This is a genomic window from Zestomonas ipomoeae (assembly GCF_057128665.1).
The window spans coordinates 295687-313588 of sequence record NZ_JBSKHQ010000002.1; the positions used below are offsets into that span (position 1 = coordinate 295687).

At 67.0% G+C, this 17902-nt stretch carries 18 protein-coding genes; 5 read left to right on the forward strand and 13 right to left on the reverse strand.

What is annotated here, in order from left to right; translation table 11 throughout:
- The first annotated feature begins 137 nt into the window (after positions 1 to 137).
- The 3 genes from dibA (at position 138) to ACWKV7_RS04990 (ending at position 5188) form a co-directional block, all read left to right on the forward strand.
- On the forward strand, positions 138 to 2036 hold the full coding sequence (gene dibA, locus ACWKV7_RS04980; RefSeq protein WP_483856543.1) for a phosphodiesterase DibA: 1899 nt from the start codon (positions 138 to 140) through the stop codon (positions 2034 to 2036).
- Between the two features lie 178 nt (positions 2037 to 2214).
- Positions 2215 to 2871, forward strand: a complete 657-nt coding sequence (elbB, locus tag ACWKV7_RS04985) for an isoprenoid biosynthesis glyoxalase ElbB (RefSeq protein WP_483856544.1) — start codon at positions 2215 to 2217, stop codon at positions 2869 to 2871.
- A gap of 157 nt (positions 2872 to 3028) precedes the next feature.
- Positions 3029 to 5188, forward strand: coding sequence for a putative bifunctional diguanylate cyclase/phosphodiesterase (locus ACWKV7_RS04990; protein WP_483856545.1), 2160 nt, complete (start codon positions 3029 to 3031; stop codon positions 5186 to 5188).
- A gap of 32 nt (positions 5189 to 5220) precedes the next feature.
- Here ACWKV7_RS04990 and ACWKV7_RS04995 read toward each other — a convergent pair whose 3' ends face one another.
- The 6 genes from ACWKV7_RS04995 to ACWKV7_RS05020 form a co-directional block, all read right to left on the reverse strand.
- On the reverse strand, positions 5221 to 5679 hold the full coding sequence (locus tag ACWKV7_RS04995; protein WP_483856546.1) for a YaiI/YqxD family protein: 459 nt from the start codon (positions 5677 to 5679) through the stop codon (positions 5221 to 5223).
- A 16-nt stretch (positions 5680 to 5695) separates the two neighbouring features.
- Positions 5696 to 6031 (reverse strand): enhanced serine sensitivity protein SseB C-terminal domain-containing protein, encoded by a 336-nt coding sequence (locus ACWKV7_RS05000; RefSeq protein WP_483856547.1) that lies wholly within the window; start codon positions 6029 to 6031, stop codon positions 5696 to 5698.
- A gap of 72 nt (positions 6032 to 6103) precedes the next feature.
- Positions 6104 to 6739, reverse strand: coding sequence for a LysE family transporter (locus ACWKV7_RS05005; RefSeq protein WP_483856548.1), 636 nt, complete (start codon positions 6737 to 6739; stop codon positions 6104 to 6106).
- 76 nt (positions 6740 to 6815) lie between these two features.
- The gene (locus ACWKV7_RS05010; RefSeq protein WP_483856549.1) at positions 6816 to 7565 is read right to left on the reverse strand and encodes a TerC family protein; all 750 of its coding nucleotides are present in this window, start codon (positions 7563 to 7565) and stop codon (positions 6816 to 6818) included.
- A 7-nt stretch (positions 7566 to 7572) separates the two neighbouring features.
- Positions 7573 to 8151: a mechanosensitive ion channel domain-containing protein gene (locus tag ACWKV7_RS05015; RefSeq protein ID WP_483856550.1), complete on the reverse strand. Its 579-nt coding sequence runs from the start codon at positions 8149 to 8151 to the stop codon at positions 7573 to 7575.
- On the reverse strand, positions 8148 to 10064 hold the full coding sequence (locus ACWKV7_RS05020) for an ATP-binding cassette domain-containing protein (protein WP_483856551.1): 1917 nt from the start codon (positions 10062 to 10064) through the stop codon (positions 8148 to 8150). Before ACWKV7_RS05020 ends, ACWKV7_RS05015 begins: the two co-directional genes overlap by 4 nt.
- Positions 10065 to 10114: 50 nt before the next feature.
- Between ACWKV7_RS05020 and ACWKV7_RS05025 the strand changes: the two genes are divergently transcribed.
- Complete coding sequence (locus tag ACWKV7_RS05025; protein ID WP_483856552.1) at positions 10115 to 10582, forward strand: TIGR02444 family protein; 468 nt, start codon at positions 10115 to 10117, stop codon at positions 10580 to 10582.
- Here the strand turns inward: ACWKV7_RS05025 and ACWKV7_RS05030 are convergent.
- Entirely contained in the window at positions 10579 to 11511 is a 933-nt protein-coding gene (locus ACWKV7_RS05030) for an AlgP family protein (RefSeq protein ID WP_483856553.1), read from the reverse strand. The genes ACWKV7_RS05025 and ACWKV7_RS05030 overlap by 4 nt on opposite strands.
- A gap of 128 nt (positions 11512 to 11639) precedes the next feature.
- On the opposite strand from ACWKV7_RS05030, the gene ACWKV7_RS05035 reads away from it, so the two are divergent.
- A complete protein-coding gene (locus tag ACWKV7_RS05035; RefSeq protein WP_483856554.1) occupies positions 11640 to 12275 on the forward strand; it encodes an FKBP-type peptidyl-prolyl cis-trans isomerase in 636 nt (211 codons plus the stop codon).
- A 20-nt stretch (positions 12276 to 12295) separates the two neighbouring features.
- Here ACWKV7_RS05035 and rsd read toward each other — a convergent pair whose 3' ends face one another.
- The 6 genes from rsd to hemC all read right to left on the reverse strand — a co-directional run bounded on the left by rsd (position 12296) and on the right by hemC (position 17739).
- On the reverse strand, positions 12296 to 12763 hold the full coding sequence (rsd, locus tag ACWKV7_RS05040; protein WP_483856555.1) for a sigma D regulator: 468 nt from the start codon (positions 12761 to 12763) through the stop codon (positions 12296 to 12298).
- Positions 12764 to 13057: 294 nt separating this feature from the next.
- The gene (locus ACWKV7_RS05045) at positions 13058 to 13549 is read right to left on the reverse strand and encodes a disulfide bond formation protein B (RefSeq protein WP_483856556.1); all 492 of its coding nucleotides are present in this window, start codon (positions 13547 to 13549) and stop codon (positions 13058 to 13060) included.
- 111 nt (positions 13550 to 13660) lie between these two features.
- Entirely contained in the window at positions 13661 to 14905 is a 1245-nt protein-coding gene (locus tag ACWKV7_RS05050; protein ID WP_483856557.1) for a heme biosynthesis HemY N-terminal domain-containing protein, read from the reverse strand.
- Positions 14902 to 16014, reverse strand: a complete 1113-nt coding sequence (locus ACWKV7_RS05055; protein WP_483856558.1) for a uroporphyrinogen-III C-methyltransferase — start codon at positions 16012 to 16014, stop codon at positions 14902 to 14904. The genes ACWKV7_RS05050 and ACWKV7_RS05055 overlap by 4 nt, the downstream gene beginning before the upstream one ends.
- Positions 16015 to 16030: 16 nt before the next feature.
- Positions 16031 to 16804 (reverse strand): uroporphyrinogen-III synthase, encoded by a 774-nt coding sequence (locus ACWKV7_RS05060; RefSeq protein WP_483856559.1) that lies wholly within the window; start codon positions 16802 to 16804, stop codon positions 16031 to 16033.
- Positions 16801 to 17739: a hydroxymethylbilane synthase gene (gene hemC, locus ACWKV7_RS05065; protein WP_483856560.1), complete on the reverse strand. Its 939-nt coding sequence runs from the start codon at positions 17737 to 17739 to the stop codon at positions 16801 to 16803. The genes ACWKV7_RS05060 and hemC overlap by 4 nt, the downstream gene beginning before the upstream one ends.
- Between the last annotated feature and the right edge of the window lie 163 nt (positions 17740 to 17902).

Here is a 17902-nt window from a genome sequence, read left to right on the forward strand (position 1 = left end):
GCAGATGCCTCGGTAGGAGAAAAGCTGGCTTGTCGGACAAACCTACCTGCATTATCACTGACGTGGGTCAGAAAACCAGTCCGTCTTTTAGATAAGACTGTGGGCCGCTTCGCTTTCTCCCACAGGGACGTTCTGCTATGAGCACCCGCCGGATCTTATGGTTCTACTTGGCTTTCGGCACGCTCTGGGTGCTGCTGAGCGACCACCTGCTCACCGGCCTGGTCAGCGATGCCGCCGTGCGCGCCGACGTCCAATTGACCAAGGGCCTGCTGTTCGTGGTCCTGACCGGACTGTTGCTCTACGGGCTCAACCGCCTGCATCTGTGCCGTCTCAACGAGCACCTGCGCGCCCGCCGGACCCACGAAGCCAGCCTGCGCCAGGCCGCCGCGGTGTTCGACAGCACCCTGGAAGGCGTGCTGGTGACCGACGCCGAGCTGAACATCGTGCATGTCAATCGCTCGTTCAGCCGTATCACCGGCTATGAAGAAGGCGAGGTGCTGGGCCGCCACCCCAATCTGTTCAAATCAGGCCGCCATGAGCAGGCCTTCTACCAGACCATGTGGCAGGCCCTGAAGAATCGCCACGAGTGGAGCGGCGAAGTCTGGAACCGGCGCAAGAACGGCGAGATCTACCCGGTCTGGCAAAGCATCCGCGCCATTCACGACGAGTCAGGCTCGCTCAGCCACTATGTCGCGGTCTTCTCGGACATCAGTGCGATCAAGCGCTCCCAGCGCGAACTCGACTATCTGGCCCACCACGATCCACTGACCAACCTGCCCAACCGCCTGCTGTTCACCGAGCGGCTCGAGCAGGCACTGGCGCGGGCGCAGCGGAACCAGCGTGGCTGTGCCGTGCTGCTGATCGACCTGGATCATTTCAAGCTGATCAACGACAGCCTCGGCCACAACCTCGGCGACCGGCTGCTCAAGGCGATCGCCGAGCGCCTGTCCGGCCTGCTGAGCGGCAGCATGACCCTGGCCCGGCTCGGCGGCGACGAGTATGGCCTGCTCTGCGACAGCTGCACCCAGGTGGAGCAGGCGGCGACGCTGGCGCAACGGGTGCTGGCAGCCCTGGGCGCCCCCTTCCATCTCGACGACCAGGAGCTGTTCGTCGGCGCCAGCATCGGCATCAGCCAGTCGCCGGCCGATGCGCAGAACGTCGAACAACTGCTGCGCAACGCCGACTCCGCGCTGTTCAAGGCGAAGAGCAACGGCCGCCAAGGCTATGCCTTCTATACCCAGGAGCTGACCGCCTATGCCCACCAGCGGGTCGCCCTGGCCGCGGCCCTGCGCCACGCCCTGGATGGCGACGAGTTGCGCGTGCACTACCAGCCGATCCACGACCTGCGCAGCGGCCAGGTGGTCGGCGTGGAATCGCTGGTGCGCTGGCAGCACCCCCAGCGCGGGCTGGTGCCGCCGGGCGAGTTTCTTCCCATCGCCGAGGAAAGCGGTTTGATCGGTGCCATCGACGCCTGGGTGCTGGGCCAGGCCTGCCGGCAGATGCGCGCCTGGCAAACGGCGGGCATCTCGCTGAGCTTCGTCGCGGTGAACGTTTCCAGCCGCCTGTTCGGCCGCGGCGAACTGGAGACGCAGGTCGCCGACGCCCTCGCCAGCAGCGGGTTGGACCCCGCCTGCCTGGAACTGGAAGTCACCGAAAGCGCCGTGATGGAGAACCCGGACGCCGCGCTCGACACTCTCAGGCAGTTGCGCGACCTCGGCGTGCGCCTGGCCATCGACGATTTCGGCACTGGCTACTCCTCGCTGCTGCGCCTCAAGCGCCTGCCGGTGCACAAGCTGAAGATCGACCAGGGTTTCATCGCCGGCCTGCCGGATGACGGCGAGGATGCCGCCATCACCCGGGCGGTGATCGCCATGGCCCACAATCTTGGCCTGAGGGTGCTGGCCGAGGGCATCGAGAAACCCGAGCAGGCGCGTTTCCTGCTGAACCATCATTGCGACCTGGGCCAAGGCTATTGGTACGGCAAACCGGTGCCCGCGGATCAGCTGCATTGGGCCCAACAGACGTTACCGGCCTGACTCGCGCCGGCCAGCCAGCGCCGGCAGGCGGAACCCGACCTCCAAGGCCTCGATCAAAGCATCATCGGCACCGCGCTTTCGCCGGCGCCGCGTATCGCTGCGCACCGGCTCAGGCTAGGATGAGCGCACGGTATTGGCGGCCCGCACAGGGGTCGAATTCTTCACAGGAGTTGCATCGATGAACAAACGAGTCGCGGTAATCCTTTCCGGTTGCGGCGTCTACGACGGCGCGGAGATCCACGAGAGCGTGCTCACCCTGCTGCGCCTGGACCAGCGCGGTGCCCAGGTCCAGTGCTTCGCCCCGAACATCACGCAATTGCATGTGGTCGATCACTACAGCGACGACGAAATGCCCGACACGCGCAACGTGCTGGTGGAGTCCGCACGCATCGCCCGCGGCCACGTCAAGGACGTGCGCGAGGCTCACGTCGAGAACTTCGATGCGCTGATCCTGCCCGGCGGCTTCGGCGTGGCGAAGAATCTCTCCGACTTCGCCATCAGCGGCGCGCACTGCACGGTGCAGCCCGACGTGCTGGCTTTCGCCCAGGCCTTTGCCCAGGCCGGCAAGCCCATCGGCCTGATGTGCATCGCACCGGTCCTAGCGGCGAAGATCTACGGCCCGGGCGTGACCTGTACCATCGGTACCGACCACGACACCGCCGCGGCCATCGCCGAGATGGGCGCCGAGCACAAGGAGTGCGAGGTCAGCGAAATCGTCGAGGATACCCAGCGCAAGCTGGTGACCACCCCCGCCTACATGCTGGCCAAGGGCATCGGCGAGGCGGCCTCGGGCATCAACAAGCTGGTCGACCGGGTGCTTGAACTGACCCACTGAGCGGTCTCGGCGCCGTCCGTCCGGAAGGCGCCTGCCCCCACACCGCTTTCCCGAGTGGCGAGGTTGGTTTTCGCCAGCGCCGCCACCTACACTGCCGGTAATGGCTCAGTGCCTCCCGCATGAACAATTCGGCAGGACGCCAGTACGGAGCGTGTCAATGTCCCTACTGCCTTTCGTCATCGGCGAAATCCCCCCGAACCAGGTGGCGCTGCTCGACTGCAACCATACGCCGGGCCTGGTCGTGCTCGCCTATCTGGTAGCGAGCGCCGCCGGCTTCACCGCGCTGGCCATGGCCAATCGCGTCTGCGCCAGCCGGGGCCGCCTGGGCCGCGAGATATGGCGCTGGGTCGGAGCCTTCGCCCTCGGCGGTGGTATTTGGTCGATGCATTTCATCGCTATGCTGGCGTTCCAGGCACCGGTGAAAATCGCCTACGACTTTGGCGTCACTCTGTTTTCCCTGCTGGTGGCCATCGCTGTGTCCTACGTGGTGATGTGGGTCATCGGTCGCGCCCGGCTGGCCGTCTGGCAGTATCAACTGGCCGCGGTCGCCGCCGGGCTGGGCATCGCCACCATGCATTACAGCGGCATGGCGGCAATCCGCTCGCCGGCGACCCAGTACTACGAGCCCTGGCTGTTCTTTACCTCCATCGCCATCGCCATCGGCACCTCCTTGGTCGCGCTGGTCCTGGCCTTCTACTTCCGCAACCGGAGCGGCAATCTGGTGCGCTGGCTGCGCCTGGGCAGCAGTCTGGTGATGGGCGGCGCCATCGTCTCCATGCACTTCACCGGCATGGCCGCCCTGACGCTGGCCCTGCCCGCCGATCTCTACCCCCAGGCCCTGCACCTGCAGAACGGCGATAGCCATGAGATGCTGGCCGGGGCCATCGCCGCCATCGCCCTGCTCATCATCGTGCTCGGCGTCATCGCCGGCTGGGCCGAACAGCACCTGGGCGAGCAGCGTGCGCGGCTGGCGCAAGCGCTCAATCAGCTGGACAGCGTCACCCATTACGACCCGCTAACCAATCTGCTCAATGGCCGGGCATTCATCCGCATGGTCGAGCAGCAGCTCAGCGGGCCGCCTCAGCGGCACCGCGCCACGGCGCTACTGTTCATCGACCTGGACAACTTCAAGCGGGTCAACGACAGCCTCGGCCACGCCGCCGGCGACGAACTGCTGCAACAGGTGGCGCAGCGGATCCGTGGCGTGCTCGGCGAAGACGACGTGCTGGCGCGCTTCGCCGGCGACGAGTTCTGCGTCATGGCCTCGGTGACCCAGCCCGAGCAGGCGCGGTTCCTGGCCGAACGCGTCCTCTCCCAGCTGCGTCCGCCCTTCAGCCTGAGCAACGGCCAGCTCTGCCTGACCGCCAGCATCGGCTACGCCGTTTCCCCCCAGGATGGCCGCAGCGGCGACGAGCTGCTCAAGCACGCCGGCCTGGCCCTTGGCCATTGCAAGCGGCATGGACGCAGCGGGAGCCAGCGTTTCAGCAGTATTCTCGAAGTCCATGCCCAGGAGAGCCTGGCCCTCGAGCAGGACCTGCGCCGCGCCCTGGTCGAGGATGCCCTGGAGGTGCACTACCAGCCGATCGTCGCCTGCGCCAGCGGCCGGGTGGAGGCCCTGGAGGCGCTGGCGCGCTGGCCGCATCCGGGCCAGGGCATGATCGTCCCGGACCGTTTCGTCTCCCTCGCCGAGCAGCACGGCTTCATCGGCGAGTTGGACCTCTGGGTGACCCGCCGCGCCTGCGCCGACCTGCACAAGCTGCACCTGGCCGGGCATTCGCAGCTACGCGTCGGGGTGAATTGCTCGGCGCTCAACCTGGCCAACCCGGCGCTGCCGCGGACCATTGCGCAGATTCTCGGCGAGACCGGACTGGCACCTGCCGCCCTGACCCTGGAGGTCACCGAGAACGCGCTGATGAACAACATGGGCGCCGCCATCGAGGTGCTCAACGCGATCCGCCTGCTGGGCGTGAAGATATCCATCGACGACTTCGGCACCGGTTACTCCTCGCTGACCTACCTGCGCAAGCTGCCGGTGGACAGCCTGAAGGTGGACCGGGCCTTCATCAGCGAAATTCCCCATGCCTCGGGCGACATGGCGATCACCGCGGCGATCGTCGCCATGGCCCACAAACTGGGACTGAAAGTGGTGGCCGAGGGAGTGGAAACCGACGAGCAACTGGCGTTCCTGCAGGCCAACCAGTGCGATCTGATCCAGGGATTCCTGTTCAGCAAACCGCTGGCGCTGGCTCAACTCGAAACCTGGTTGGCGCAGCGAAAGGACATCACGGAGCAGGCACGGCTCTATCAGGCACGTTGAAATTCCTGGCCTGGGCGCCGCCTGGCGACAGGCTAGCCGCGCTGCCGGACCAGGCGGGTAAGAAGGCGATCCAGCGCATTGGCGAAGGCCTGCCGCTCGCGCTCGCCGTAGGCGGCCTGACCGCCGCCTTGCAGGCCCTGGTCGCGCAGATCGGTGAACAGGTTGCGCACCGCCAGCCGCTCGCCCATGTTGCGCTCGTCGAACTCGCGACCGCGAGGATCGAGGGCGGCGACACCCTTCTTGACCAGGCGGTCGGCCAGCGGCACGTCGCTGCAGATCACCAGCTCGCCGGGCAACGCATGCTCGACCAGATAGTCGTCCGCCGCATCCGGCCCGCTCGGCACCACGATCAGCCGCACGCAGGCGAAGGCCGGCTTGACCTGGCCCTGCCCGGCCACCAGCACCACCTCGAAGCGGCGCTTCAGGGCGAACTTGACGAGTTGGTCCTTGGCCGCCTTGGGACAGGCATCGGCATCGACCCACACCCGCATGGCGATCGCTCCCGCGTCAGGCGCGGAAGAACGCCTCGCAGCGCTCGCGCACGGCGGTGGACAGGCTGTCGTCGGCCAGCTCGATCAGATCCATTTCCAGGTCTTCCGGCAACAGGTCGGCGATCAGCGCCGCCAGCCGGCGGTGAACCTGCACGTTGCCGCCGGCCACCGCCAGCAACAGCCGCGGTTGCGGCCCCATGGACGGGTCGCGCACGGCGGCCAGGTAGGCTTCGCGCAGCGGCAGCTTGGCGCAGGCAGCGGAGATCGCCTGTTCCAGCGGCGGGTGCCGCAACGCCGCGATGGACAACTCGGCATTGCCGGTATAACTGTCGGATTGGATCGAGGACGACATGGATTCGCTCTGCAAAAAGGGAATCAGATTAGTAGCGCTTGGCCAGGCTGTCGCGGCACCGCATCACATTGCTCAGCCCGCCGGGGCACGGCGCAGGGTAGCGAGCAGCGCAGCGGCGCCGACGAACAGCGTGGCGAAGGTCCGGTTCAACAGGCGCTGCTGGCGCGGGGTGCGCAGCAGGCGCAGGACCCGCGCAGCGAGCCCGGTATAGCCGGCCATCACGATCAGATCGACCGCGATCATGGTGGTTCCCATCAACAGGTATTGCTCCACCAGCGGTGCATGCGGATCGATGAACTGCGGCAACACGGCCAGCATGAACACCACCGCCTTGGGGTTGCTGGCATTGACCAGGAAGCCCCGCAGCACCAGGGTCAGCGGCCGGCCCAGAGGCCGCTCGGCCGACTCGGCGGCCAGCTCGGTGGGCAAAGCCTGCCATTGGCGCACGGCCAGGTAGACCAGGTACGCCACGCCGAACCACTTGATCAGGCTGAAGGCCAGGGCCGAGGCCGCGAGAATGGCGCCCACCCCGGCGGCGACGATGGCGATCTGCAAGGCCAGGCCCAGTTGCAGGCCGATGGCATTCCAGTAGCCGCGGCCGAAGCCGTATTGCAAGCCACAAGACATCGAAGCAATGGCGCCGGCACCGGGTGACAGGCTGATCACCCAACAGGCGACGAAGAAGGCAAGCCAGGTTTCGAGCGCCATGGCAGGGCAACCTCGGATCGGGAAAAGCGCTACTCTACGCCGCCCCGCCCTGGCTGCCCAGCGGCAACCCGGCCACTCAATCGGCCGGGGTGTTCTTGCGCAGCTGCACCGGCCTGGCGCGCTTGCCGCGCATACGGATGTTCAACGCCTCGACCGCCAGCGAGAAGACCATAGCGAAGTAGACGTACCCCTTGGGCACATGCACTTCGAACGCCTCGGCCACCAGCAGCGTACCGACCACAATGAGGAACGACAGCGCCAGCATCTTCAGCGATGGGTGCTTATCGATATAGGCGCTGATGGTGCTGGCCGAGAGCATCATCACGCCGACGGCGATGACGATAGCGGCGATCATCACCGGCACGTTTTCCACCAGACCGACCGCGGTGATCACCGAGTCGAGGGAGAAGATGATGTCGATGATGGCGATCTGCACGATGACGCCTATGAAGCCGCGGCCCGCGCCACCGCCCTGCTGCGCCTCCTCGTCCTCGCCTTCGAGGCCGTGGTAGATCTCCAGGGTGCTCTTGAACAACAGGAACAGGCCGCCGAAGAACAGGATCAGGTCGCGGCCGGAAATACCCTGGCCAAACAGGTGGAACAGGTCTGCGGTAAGCCGCATCACCCAGGTGATCGACAGCAGCAGCAGGATGCGCGTGCCCATCGCCAGGGCCAGGCCGAAGAAGCGCGCGCGCGGCTGCTGTTCCACCGGCAGGCGACCGACCAGGATCGAGATGAAGATGATGTTGTCGATGCCGAGGACGATTTCCAGGGCGGTCAGAGTGAGGAAAGCGATCCAGATTTCAGGACTAGTCAGCCATTCCATGAGGGGTTCACGACTCGCGCTTGATGAGGGATAGGGTGTCGCCACCGCGCCAACGGCGCATGGCTCTCTGGAAGAACAGGCTGTTGGGCACCTGGATCAGCGCGCCGGTCTCGACCTCGCCCTGTTCCGCGAGCGTGGTGTAGAGCAGATTGATGGCGGTCACCCGCCCCTTGATGCCGGGCTTGTCGGGGCTTTCCAGCAGCTCCACCAGGTCGCCCAGGCGAAACGGCCCGACCACGAAGATCAGCACCGCGCACAAGAGGTTGGAGAGCACGCTCCAGATGGCGAAGAAAGCGATTGCCGCCACCGCGAGGAAGCCGGAGATGGCCGTCCACAGGACGGTCGCGGAGACGCCCAGGCGCTCCAGCACCATGATCAAGGCTCCACCGACGATCAGCCAGCGCAGGCCGCCGCGCACCGGCACCAGCAGTTCCAACGGCAGGTCGTAGCGCTCGCCCATGCCGGTCAGGCCACGGGAAACCAGGCGTTGCAGCAGGAACGCGAGCCCCAGGATCAATACCACCTGTCCGGCCAGCAGCAGGGGCGCGGCCCAGACCGGGGGCAGTATGTGGGTCAGCTCGGTCAAGAAGCTTCCTCCAGTTGGCGCTGCAGGTGCTCGAGGGTCTCCAGTGCCTCCAGCCAGCGCTCTTCCAGTTCGGCTTCGCGGCTTTTCAGGGCGGCCTGCTGGCCCAGCAGGTCGCGCAGTTCGTCCTTGCGTGCCACGTCATAGAGACCCGCATCGCCCAGGCGGGTTTCCACCGCGGCGAGCTTTTCGTGCAACTGCCCCAGCTCCTGCTCCAATTTGTCGGCCGCCCGCTTGTGCGGGGCCAGTTGCTGGCGCAGGGCTGCGGCCGCCTGGCGCTGGGCGCGCTTGTCGGTCTTGTCCGCCGCCGGGGTGCCGGCCGGTGCGTTGGCGACGGTCTGGCGAGCGCGATAGTCCACCAGCCAGCGGGCATAGTCTTCCAGGTCGCCATCGAACGCCTGCACCCGGCCATCGGCCACCAGCAGGAACTCATCGGTGGTGCTCTTGAGCAGATGGCGATCGTGGGACACCACCAGCACCGCGCCCCCGAAGTCCTGCAGGGCCATGGTCAGCGCCAGGCGCATCTCCAGGTCGAGGTGGTTGGTCGGTTCGTCGAGCAGCAGCAGGTTGGGCTTCTGCCAGGCGATCAGTGCCAGCGCCAGGCGCGCCTTCTCGCCGCCGGAGAAGTTCAGTACCGCCTCGTCGCAGCGTGCGCCGCGGAAGTCGAAACCGCCGAGGAAATCGCGCAGGGTCTGCTCGCGCTCGCCCGGCGCAATGCGCTGCAGGTGCAGCAGCGGGCTGGCCTTGGCGTCCAGGCCATCGAGCTGGTGCTGGGCGAAGTAGCCTATGGCCAGGTTCTCGCCGCGGGCGAGGCGACCGCCGAGCGGCTGCAACTCGCCGGCGAGGGTTTTGATCAGGGTCGACTTGCCAGCGCCATTGGGGCCGAGCAGGCCGATGCGCGCCCCCGGCGTCAGCTGCAGCTTGACCTTCTCCAGCACCGCCTTGTCGGTGTAGCCGAGGCTGCCCTCGGCCAGGTCCAGCAGCGGGCTGGAAATCTTGTCCGCCTCGCGAAAGGCGAACTCGAACGGCGAGTCGACATGGGCCGGGGCTAGCTCCTCCAGGCGCTCCAACGCCTTGATGCGGCTCTGCGCCTGGCGCGCCTTGGTCGCCTGCGCCTTGAAGCGGGCGATGTATTTTTCCATGTGCGCACGCTGCGCCTGCTGCTTCTCGTAGGCCTGCTGCTGCTGGGCCAGGCGCTCGGCGCGGGTACGCTCGAAGGCCGAATAGCCGCCGCGATAGAGGGTCAGCTTCTGCTGTTCGAGATGGGCGACGTGGTCGACCACCGCATCGAGGAAATCGCGGTCATGGGAGATCAGCAGCAAAGTGCCGGGATAACCCTTGAGCCATTCCTCCAGCCAGAGGATCGCATCCAAGTCGAGGTGGTTGGTCGGCTCGTCGAGCAGCAGCAGATCGGACGGGCACATCAGTGCCTGGGCCAGGTTCAGGCGCATGCGCCAGCCACCGGAGAAGTCGCCGACCCGGCGGTCCATCTGCTCGTTGGAAAAGCCGAGGCCAGCCAGCAGCTTGCGCGCTCGCGCATCGGCGGTATAGCCGTCGGCGGAATCCAGCTCGACATGCAGGCGGGCGATAGCGCTGCCGTCATGGGCAGCCTCGGCATCGGCCAATTGACGCTGGATGGCACGCAGGTGCCCGTCGCCATCGAGCACATAGTCGACGGCCAGGCGGTCGAGGGTGTCCACTTCCTGGCGCATGTGGGCGATGCGCCAGTCCGGCGGCAACTGGCAGTCCCCGGCATCCGGTCCCAGCTCGCCGCGCAACAGGGCGAAAAGGCTGGATTTCCCGGCGCCGTTGGCACCGATCAGACCGGCCTTCTGGCCGGCGTGAAGGGTCAGCTCGGCGCCTTCGAGCAGACGCTGCGGACCCCGCTGTAGAGTGAGATTTTGCAATCGGATCATAATGGCGGCGGAGTCTATCAGTTTCCCCCTGCCATCGCCCTAGGAGCCGTATGCCGACCGATCTGTGGAGTTTTGCCCTGGCCGTCTACGCCCTGCCCGGCGTCGAAGCGGCCTGCCTGGACCTGCAGGCCGACGGTGCGGACATCTGCCTGCTGCTTTGCGGCGCCTGGCTGGAGCGGCGCGGCGTGGAGCACAACGCGGAGCGCGCGGCGCTATTGCAAGGCCTGGCGACCCCCTGGCAGAGCCAGGTGATCGCCCCGCTGCGACGGGTGCGCCAACGCTGGCGCGAACCGGCCCGCGAAGACGGCGAGTTGGCGGCATTGCGGGAACATTTGAAGACCCTGGAGCTGGCCGCCGAACGTCAATTGCTGGCACGCCTCGAACGAGCCGCGCGACCTTGGCCGCCGATCACCGCCACGCCATCACCGGCCTGGCTGGAGCATCTGCTGCCGAGACTCAACGAAGAAAGCCGCGCCGCGCTGCAGGTGCTGCGCGACGCGGCGGACCGAACGGCTTAAGGCGCGGTGGCGCCGTTACCGCTGGAAACAGCCGGGGCGGACGGGGCGGGTGTCGGGGCGCTTGGAGCCGGCGCGGCAGGTTTGGCAGCGGCGGGCTTCTTCACGGCCGCCGGCTTTTTCGCAGCCGGCTTGGCGGCGGGCTTCGCAGGACTCTTGGCCGTGGCAGCCGTGCTCGCGGGCTTCTTCGCCGCGGGCTTGGCAGTCGTAGCGGCGGCAGCCTTGGCCGTCGGCGCCTTGGCAGCGGCCGGCTTGGCGGCAGGTTTGCTCGATGCCTTCGCGGCCGGCTGAGCAGCGGCTTTCGCCGGTGCCTTGGCGGCCGGCTTGGCCTTGCTGGCCGCGGTAGTTTTAGCCGCGGGTTTGCTGGCCGTCTTCGCCGGAGCAGGCTTGGCAGCTGCCTTCGGCTTGCTGGCAGGCTTCTCCGCCGTCTTGGCGGCGGTTGTCTTGGCCGGTGCCTTGGCGGTAGCGGTCCTGGCTGGTGCTGCCTTGCTGGCCGGTTTGGAACTGGCGGCCGGCTTCTTGGCGGCGGCTTCGCGCTGGTCCAGCGCCTTGCCGGCGGCTTCCTTGACCTTGCCCACACCCTGGGCGAGCTTCAGGCTTTCCTGGGCATCACGCTTGAGCTGGGCAATGTAGGCGCGAGTCTCGCTCTGGTGAGCTTTCAGGGTATCGAGCAACTCCTCCAGTTCGGCGACCAGTTGCTTGGCCTTGGCCTGGGTCTTGGCCTTGCCGGCCACGGCTGCATCCTGCAGCTTGGTGCGCGCCTCGTGCAGCTTGTCCTGGGCCTTGGTGCGTTGCTTCTCCAGCTTCGCCAGCAGTTTTTCTGCATCGACCATGGCTTGCGAGCAGGCGCTCTCCAGGTGTTCGAGCAGGCTCTGGGACAATTGCTGCAGCAGATGCAGGGGAGTTCTGACTGGTTTCTTCTTGGCCGACATGGGACGCCTCCTGGCGAATACTGATTCGCCCATACTAGACGCCGCGCTGGCCGGTCGCCAGCGATCGGATTGAGCCGCCCGGGAAGGCTGGCATAATCGCCACAGCCTTCACATCAAGGACCCGCTCCATGTCACGCTATTGCCTGCTACTGCTCTGCTGGTTCGCCTCCGGCCTCCACGCCGAGGACGAACTGGCCTACAGCCTGGGCGTGCGCCTCGGCGAGCGCCTGCGCGAGGAAGTACCGCAACTGGATCTGCCGGCTTTGGTCGAGGGTCTCCAGCACGCCTATCGCGGGGAAGAACTGAAGCTCGACCCGGTCCGCATCGAGCAGGTACTGGCCGAGCATGAAGCTGCGCTCAAGGCCAAACCGGTCGACGACGCGAAGCTGATTGCCGCGGAGCAGCGCTATCTCGCCGAGCAGAAGGCAAAGCCCGGCGTGCGCGAGTTGCTGGGCGGCGTGCTGGTCGACGAAATCCGTGGCGGCAGCGGCCAACGGCCTTCGCCGAGCGGCAAGGTGCAGGTGCGCTACAAGGGCTGGCTGGCCGACGGCAGCCTGTTCGATGAGAGCGAACAACCGCAGTGGTTCAACCTGGACAGTGTGATCGACGGCTGGAGCATCGCGCTGGAGCAGATGCCGGTCGGGGCGAAATGGCGCCTGGTGATTCCCTCGGCCCAGGCCTACGGCAGCGAGGGCGCCGGGGACCTGATCCCGCCTCACGCGCCCTTGGTGTTCGAAGTCGAATTGCTCGACAGTGCGGACTGAGCCGCACCGTACCAAGCCTCTCAGAGGCTCGGCGCTACCTGCTGATGGGCGTTGTGCAGCACTTCGATCAGGCAGTCTTCCAGTTCGAAGCGCTCGTGCAGCAGCTGCCCGAGGTGCTTGAGCTCGGTGCTCAGGCACAGGCTGTCGCCGTAGTCGCCATTGTCGCAGCGATCGTTGAACGCCAGCGAGGCTTCGGTGATGGCTTCGATGCGCGGGTAAATCTGCTTGGCCAGTTCCAGGCCGCGCTGGTCGTTGAAGGCGCGGGCCTCGTTGAGCAATTGCTCGTAGACCTCGAAGTGGCCGGCCGACACATAGTCCACCAGGATCTGACACAAGCGCTGCACCGCTTCGCCGTTGACGGCAGTCTGCGCCTTGTTCTCCAGGGTGGCGAAGGCGGAGATCAATTCATGGCGCTCCTGCAACCAGCGATCGATCAGCAGGTGTACGCCACCCCAACGTTCCTGGGCGTTCTGACAGCTCTCGAGCATGATAGACCTCACTTCCCTAATCATTGGTGCTGTTATATGTCCGCTCCGAGACGGTTTTCTGTCGATCGGTGCTTGGGCTTGGGAAGGTGCGCCGGAATGGCATTTTCCCGTCGGCACTGTGGGGGCAGATTATGCCCGCCGGACACGCCCATCAAGGCACAGGTCGGAGAAACTTTCATACGAGCGTTTAATCGACAACCCGCATGCGACTTGGCTCCGCATGCGGCGAGGAAAATCAGAGGGGCTCATGGCGCCCGGTCGCGAGTGCGCCGGGCGAGCGTTCGCGGGGTGGGCTCAAGCGCGACGCAGCAACTGGAACAAGGCTAGCGCGATCATGCCGACGAAGCCCAGCAGGCTCCACTCGGGAATGCTCATGCCGAACAGCGTCCAGCTGACCTCGGCACAATCGGCGGTACCGTGCAGCACCAGCCGCACGATGTCCTGGAACGGCAGCGCATCCATCATGTACTCGAGGCTCGGCAGGCAGGCCGGCAGCTCTTCCGGCGGCACGTTCTGCAGCCACACCTGGCGACCGGCGCTGGCCGCGCCGCCCATGGCGAACAGCAGGGCGAGCACAGAGTAGACGCGGCGGCCGGCGGCGGCAGGGGCATGGATGGCGGCGACCAGGCAGACCAGGCCGAAGGCGATGACGAAGACGCGCTGGACGATGCACAGCGGGCAGGGTTCGAGACCGAGAGCGTGTTCCAGATAGAGCGCGGCGCCCATCAGCAGGACGCAACCGAGAAACGCAAGGAAGAACAGCGAACGTGGGCTGGCCAGGTTCATGGCGGCTCCGAAGGGGGAAACGAAGAAGGCCGCTACGGTAGAGCAAGCTTCCCGGCCTTTCAAGGCACGCGGCTCTGGGACGCCGTTTTGGCGCCCCCAGCGGTCGTCCGGCTATGCCTGGGCGTCGCGTGCCGGCTGCGGCAACTCGGGCAGGCCGCGATTGAGCAGTCCGAGGCCCTCCTGGAACAGCTGGTTGCTGCGCTCGGTCTCGCCCAGGCGCGCCAGCAGCCGCGCCAACTCGCCGCACACCTCCGCATTGCGCTGCAGCGCCAGACTGGCCTCAAGGTAGTCTCGGGCCTTTCCCCACAGCTGGTTGAGCAGGCACAGGCGGCCCAGGGTAAACAGCAGCACCGGGCTGTCCGGCCGATTCTTCAGCCAACTCTCCGCAGTTTGCAGCTGGCGCACCGGATCGGCTCCGCGAACCAGGCCGTAGAGGTATACCAGCGCATCCTGGTAGTCCTTGGCGATGGCGCCGCGCAGAACCTTCTCGGCCTCCTCCTGGGCGCCGAGCAGGCGCAACTGGTCGGCATAGCCCCGCACCAGCTCGGTATCGCCGCGCAGGCTTGCAGGCAGGTTCTGCCATTGCTCGGTCAGCGGCCGCAACGCGCCTTCGCCGAGGTTCAGGCCGCGCTGGCCGGCCTGCTCCAGGGCGGCCAACCAGGTCAGCCGCTCCAGCTCGTCGAGTTCCTGGCCGGACAAGACCTTGCTACGACGCAGCTCCGGCAACAGCTGACAGAGCGCCGGCCAATCCTGCAGTTGCACATAGAGCCGTTGCAGCATGCCGAGCACTTGCTTATGGCGCGGGCTCTGCTCGCGCAAGCGCAGCAGAGTGGCCAGCGCCTGCTCGTAGTGGCCGCGGTCGATCTGCAAGTGCGCCTGAGTCAGTCCAATGGCGAGTTCGGCACCTGGGTCGCGCTCCTGGGCCAAACGCAGCAGCCGGTCGCTCTCGCCATGTTCGCCGAGCTGATTGGCGGCACGCGCAGCGCCCAGGTAATGCGCCAGCGGCCGCGGGTCGTGGGCCGCAGCCCTGCGCAGATGACGTAGGGCGCGGGCCCACTGCCCTTCGGCCAGGTCGATATGACCCCGCTCGGCGGCCAAGCGCAGGCGCCGATGGCGATGCCGCCGCGACCAGGGGTTTACCAGGCCGTGGGAAACGTTGAGCAACAGCAGGAACTGGCGCACCCCATAGGCCAGCAGGGCGCATGCGCCGAGCAGGGCGAGAAACACCCAGAAGCCGGACTGGTAGCGGAAATTCTTGTAGGCGATCAGCACGTAGCCGGCGTCGGCGGCGATGGCCAAGCCCAGCAAGGTGGCGGCGGCGATGGCGATGAAGAACAGCAGGTAGGTGCGGTTCATGGTGCGTCCGCCTCCCCCTCGGGGGCTGGCTCGGCCGCTCGCTGGCGGCGCTCCAGATAAGCCTGCACGGCGGTGAACGCGGCAGACAGGTCGGGGGTCTCGACTTGCACCGGTCGCTCCGCCAGCTCGGCGAGACGGGCGCGCAGGGCGCGGCTCTCCGGATTATCCTGGTCGAACTGGCTGTCCAGCACTTCACGGGCCTGCTCCAGAGCCTGGCGATAGACCTGCGACTCACCGTGCAGCACAGCCCACTGGGCCTGCTCCAGGGCTAGGCTCAAGGCCAGGCGCACCTGCTCGAGGCTCTGCCCGGTCAACAGCGGACGGATATCGCCGTTGGCGTCGAAGTCGATGCGCACGAATCGCGAGAGTTTCTCCCACCAGCGCGCCCAGTAACCCGCTTCGCCGGCCCCTGGTTCGGCATCGCCCTGGGCAGCGGCGAAGCTCGGCGTCAACGGTTGGAGTTCGGCCACCTGTTCGCGCAGGGCCGCCAGTTGCAGGAACAGCCCGGTGCGATCCGGTTGCGGCAGGCTGCGCAGGGCTTCGAGGCTGCGAGCCAACTGCTCGCGGGCGGCGAAGGCGGCGGGGTCGTTCTGCTCACGCAGGATGTCGTCTGCGCCCTTGACCAGGGCGGTGGCGCTGTCGACATCCTGCAGCGCCGACAGGCGCAGGCTGGCCAGGCGCAACAGGTGCTCGGCCTCGGCCAGTCGCCACTCCTGGCGGCTGGCACCCAGCAACCTGTTGAGCCGCTGCTGCAGGAACTGCTGGTCTGCCTGCAGGTCGCCGAGCAGCCGGCGCCGTTCGGCCAGCTCGTCCGCCGTCGGCATCTGCTCCAAACGCTTGTCCAGCGTCTGCGCGTGGGACGCCGAGGCGTCCGCCTGTTCCTGGATCTGCTGCGCGAACTGCTCGACCAGGCGTTGCTCACGGTCGTCCTGCACGCGCAGTTGCCACAGGCTCCAGCCACCGGCGGCCAGGCCGGCGGCGCCGATCAGCAAGGCGAACACGGCCAGGGCCGCTGCGCCGCGTGCGCGGGGAGCTGGGCTGGCGGGAGGCGTGGAAGGCGCGATGGCCGCGGGTTGTTGCGCGTCGTTCGGGGAAGCTGCTTCGCTCACGTATCCATCCTTTGCATCAGGGGGCGGCCGGCGCGGGGCGATCCCGCAACGCCGCCAGCAAGGCCGCGGCACTGGCGCCGCGGCAGTCCACAACAGTCCGGGCACCGGCCGCCCGAGCCAGATCGGCCACGCGCGGACTGGGCACGAACAACGGCAGGCGGGCCACTTCGGGCCAGTGCTCGCCGGCCAGCTCACGCAGGTGTTCGAAGCCCTGCCCACTGCTGACCAACAGGCCGTTCAGGTGTTCCGCTTGCAGCCGTTGCCACAGAGCACCCGCCGGATAATCGGGCAGGCTGCGCCGATAGAGTGGCAGATAGTCGACCGTCACGCCTTGGCCGCGCAAGCGCTCGGCGAGCAACTCACGGCCACCTTCGCCCCGCAGGATCAATACGCGAGGCTCGGGCACCGACAGCGCTGCGGTCAGCTCAGGCAGCGCCAGCAGGGCTTCGCTGTCGTCGCCGGCGGCCGGCCAGTGCACGTCGAGGCCGTAGTCCTGCAGGATTTCGCCGGTGGCGGGGCCAACGCTGAACCAGCGCTGGCGCGCCGGCGGTTGCGGCCAATAGCGATCGAGCCGGTCCAGGCCGAGGCGCGCGGCCGGCTTGCTGACCACCAGCACCGCGCAGTAACGATCCAGCTCGAGCATCAGGCTGCGCTGCTCGGCGGTTTCCGCCAGCGCCTCGATTTCCAGCAGGGGCAGACTGCTGCTCTGGATGCCGTGTTCGGCCAGGGCCACGGCCAGCGCCGTGCACTCCTCCGCCGGCCGGGTCAGCAGCAGGCGCCACTCGCTCACGGATGGCCCGCCTCGCCGTAGACCGCCTGGAGAATGCGCTCGGCGCCCTGGGCCAGCAGGGCCTCGGCGACCCGCACACCAAGGGCTTCGGCGTCGGTCGCTGGCGCGCGCTCCTCGGCACGCAGCAGCAGGCCGCCATCCGGCTGGCCGACCAACCCGCGCAGCCAGAGTTGGTCGCCCTCAAGTTCGGCGTAGCAGGCGATCGGCACCTGGCAGCCGCCATTCAGGCGCTTGTTCAGCGCGCGCTCGGCCTGCACGCGCACCGCGGTGTCGGCATGGTTGAGCGGTGCCAGCAGGGCCTGGATATCGCTATCGGCACTGCGGCATTCGATGCCCACCGCGCCCTGGCCGCCAGCCGGCAGGCTGTCGGCGACGGTAAGGCGCGAGCGGATACGGTCCTCGAAACCAAGGCGGATCAACCCGGCGGCGGCGAGAATGATGGCGTCGTACTCGCCGGCATCGAGCTTGGCCAGACGCGTGTTGACGTTGCCGCGCAGGAACTGGATCTGCAGGTCGGGCCGGCGTGCCAGCAACTGCGCCTGGCGCCGCAGGCTGGAGGTGCCGACGATGCTGCCCGCGGGCAACTCGTCGAGGCTGGCATGGCGGTTGGAGACGAACGCATCGCGCGGATCTTCGCGCTCGCAGATGCAGTACAGGCCAAGGCCCTCGGGGAAATCCATCGGCACGTCCTTCATCGAGTGCACGGCGATGTCCGCCTCGTTCTCCAGCATCGCGGTTTCCAGTTCCTTGACGAACAGGCCCTTGCCACCGATCTTGGCCAGCGGCGCGTCGAGCAGCTTGTCGCCGCGACTGACCATCGGAACCAGGCTGACTTTCAGGCCCGGATGAGCCTGTTCCAGGCGGGCCTTGACATGTTCGGCCTGCCACAGGGCCAGGGCGCTCTTACGGGTGGCGATGCGAATTTCGCGGGGCATGGGGCAATTCCAGGAAACGAACTGCCGGGGATGATAGCAAGCTCCAAGCTCCAAGCTCCAAGCTCCAAGCTCCAAGCTCCAAGCTCCAAGCGAATCAGGGTAGGAGGCCGATCGGCAAAGCCAAGCGGCCCGGCCTGGCTCTTGCTCGACGCTTGCGGCTGCC

Excerpts from the sequence above, each read along its gene's own strand:
- dibA (WP_483856543.1), top strand. The coding sequence starts at position 138 with ATGAGCACCCGCCGGATCTTATGGTTCTACTTGGCTTTCGGCACGCTC.
- elbB (WP_483856544.1), top strand. The coding sequence starts at position 2,215 with ATGAACAAACGAGTCGCGGTAATCCTTTCCGGTTGCGGCGTCTACGAC.
- ACWKV7_RS04990 (WP_483856545.1), top strand. The coding sequence starts at position 3,029 with ATGTCCCTACTGCCTTTCGTCATCGGCGAAATCCCCCCGAACCAGGTG.
- ACWKV7_RS04995 (WP_483856546.1), bottom strand. The coding sequence starts at position 5,679 with ATGCGGGTGTGGGTCGATGCCGATGCCTGTCCCAAGGCGGCCAAGGAC.
- ACWKV7_RS05000 (WP_483856547.1), bottom strand. The coding sequence starts at position 6,031 with ATGTCGTCCTCGATCCAATCCGACAGTTATACCGGCAATGCCGAGTTG.
- ACWKV7_RS05005 (WP_483856548.1), bottom strand. The coding sequence starts at position 6,739 with ATGGCGCTCGAAACCTGGCTTGCCTTCTTCGTCGCCTGTTGGGTGATC.
- ACWKV7_RS05010 (WP_483856549.1), bottom strand. The coding sequence starts at position 7,565 with ATGGAATGGCTGACTAGTCCTGAAATCTGGATCGCTTTCCTCACTCTG.
- ACWKV7_RS05020 (WP_483856551.1), bottom strand. The coding sequence starts at position 10,064 with ATGATCCGATTGCAAAATCTCACTCTACAGCGGGGTCCGCAGCGTCTG.
- ACWKV7_RS05025 (WP_483856552.1), top strand. The coding sequence starts at position 10,115 with ATGCCGACCGATCTGTGGAGTTTTGCCCTGGCCGTCTACGCCCTGCCC.
- ACWKV7_RS05030 (WP_483856553.1), bottom strand. The coding sequence starts at position 11,511 with ATGTCGGCCAAGAAGAAACCAGTCAGAACTCCCCTGCATCTGCTGCAG.
- ACWKV7_RS05035 (WP_483856554.1), top strand. The coding sequence starts at position 11,640 with ATGTCACGCTATTGCCTGCTACTGCTCTGCTGGTTCGCCTCCGGCCTC.
- rsd (WP_483856555.1), bottom strand. The coding sequence starts at position 12,763 with ATGCTCGAGAGCTGTCAGAACGCCCAGGAACGTTGGGGTGGCGTACAC.
- ACWKV7_RS05045 (WP_483856556.1), bottom strand. The coding sequence starts at position 13,549 with ATGAACCTGGCCAGCCCACGTTCGCTGTTCTTCCTTGCGTTTCTCGGT.
- ACWKV7_RS05050 (WP_483856557.1), bottom strand. The coding sequence starts at position 14,905 with ATGAACCGCACCTACCTGCTGTTCTTCATCGCCATCGCCGCCGCCACC.
- hemC (WP_483856560.1), bottom strand. The coding sequence starts at position 17,739 with ATGCCCCGCGAAATTCGCATCGCCACCCGTAAGAGCGCCCTGGCCCTG.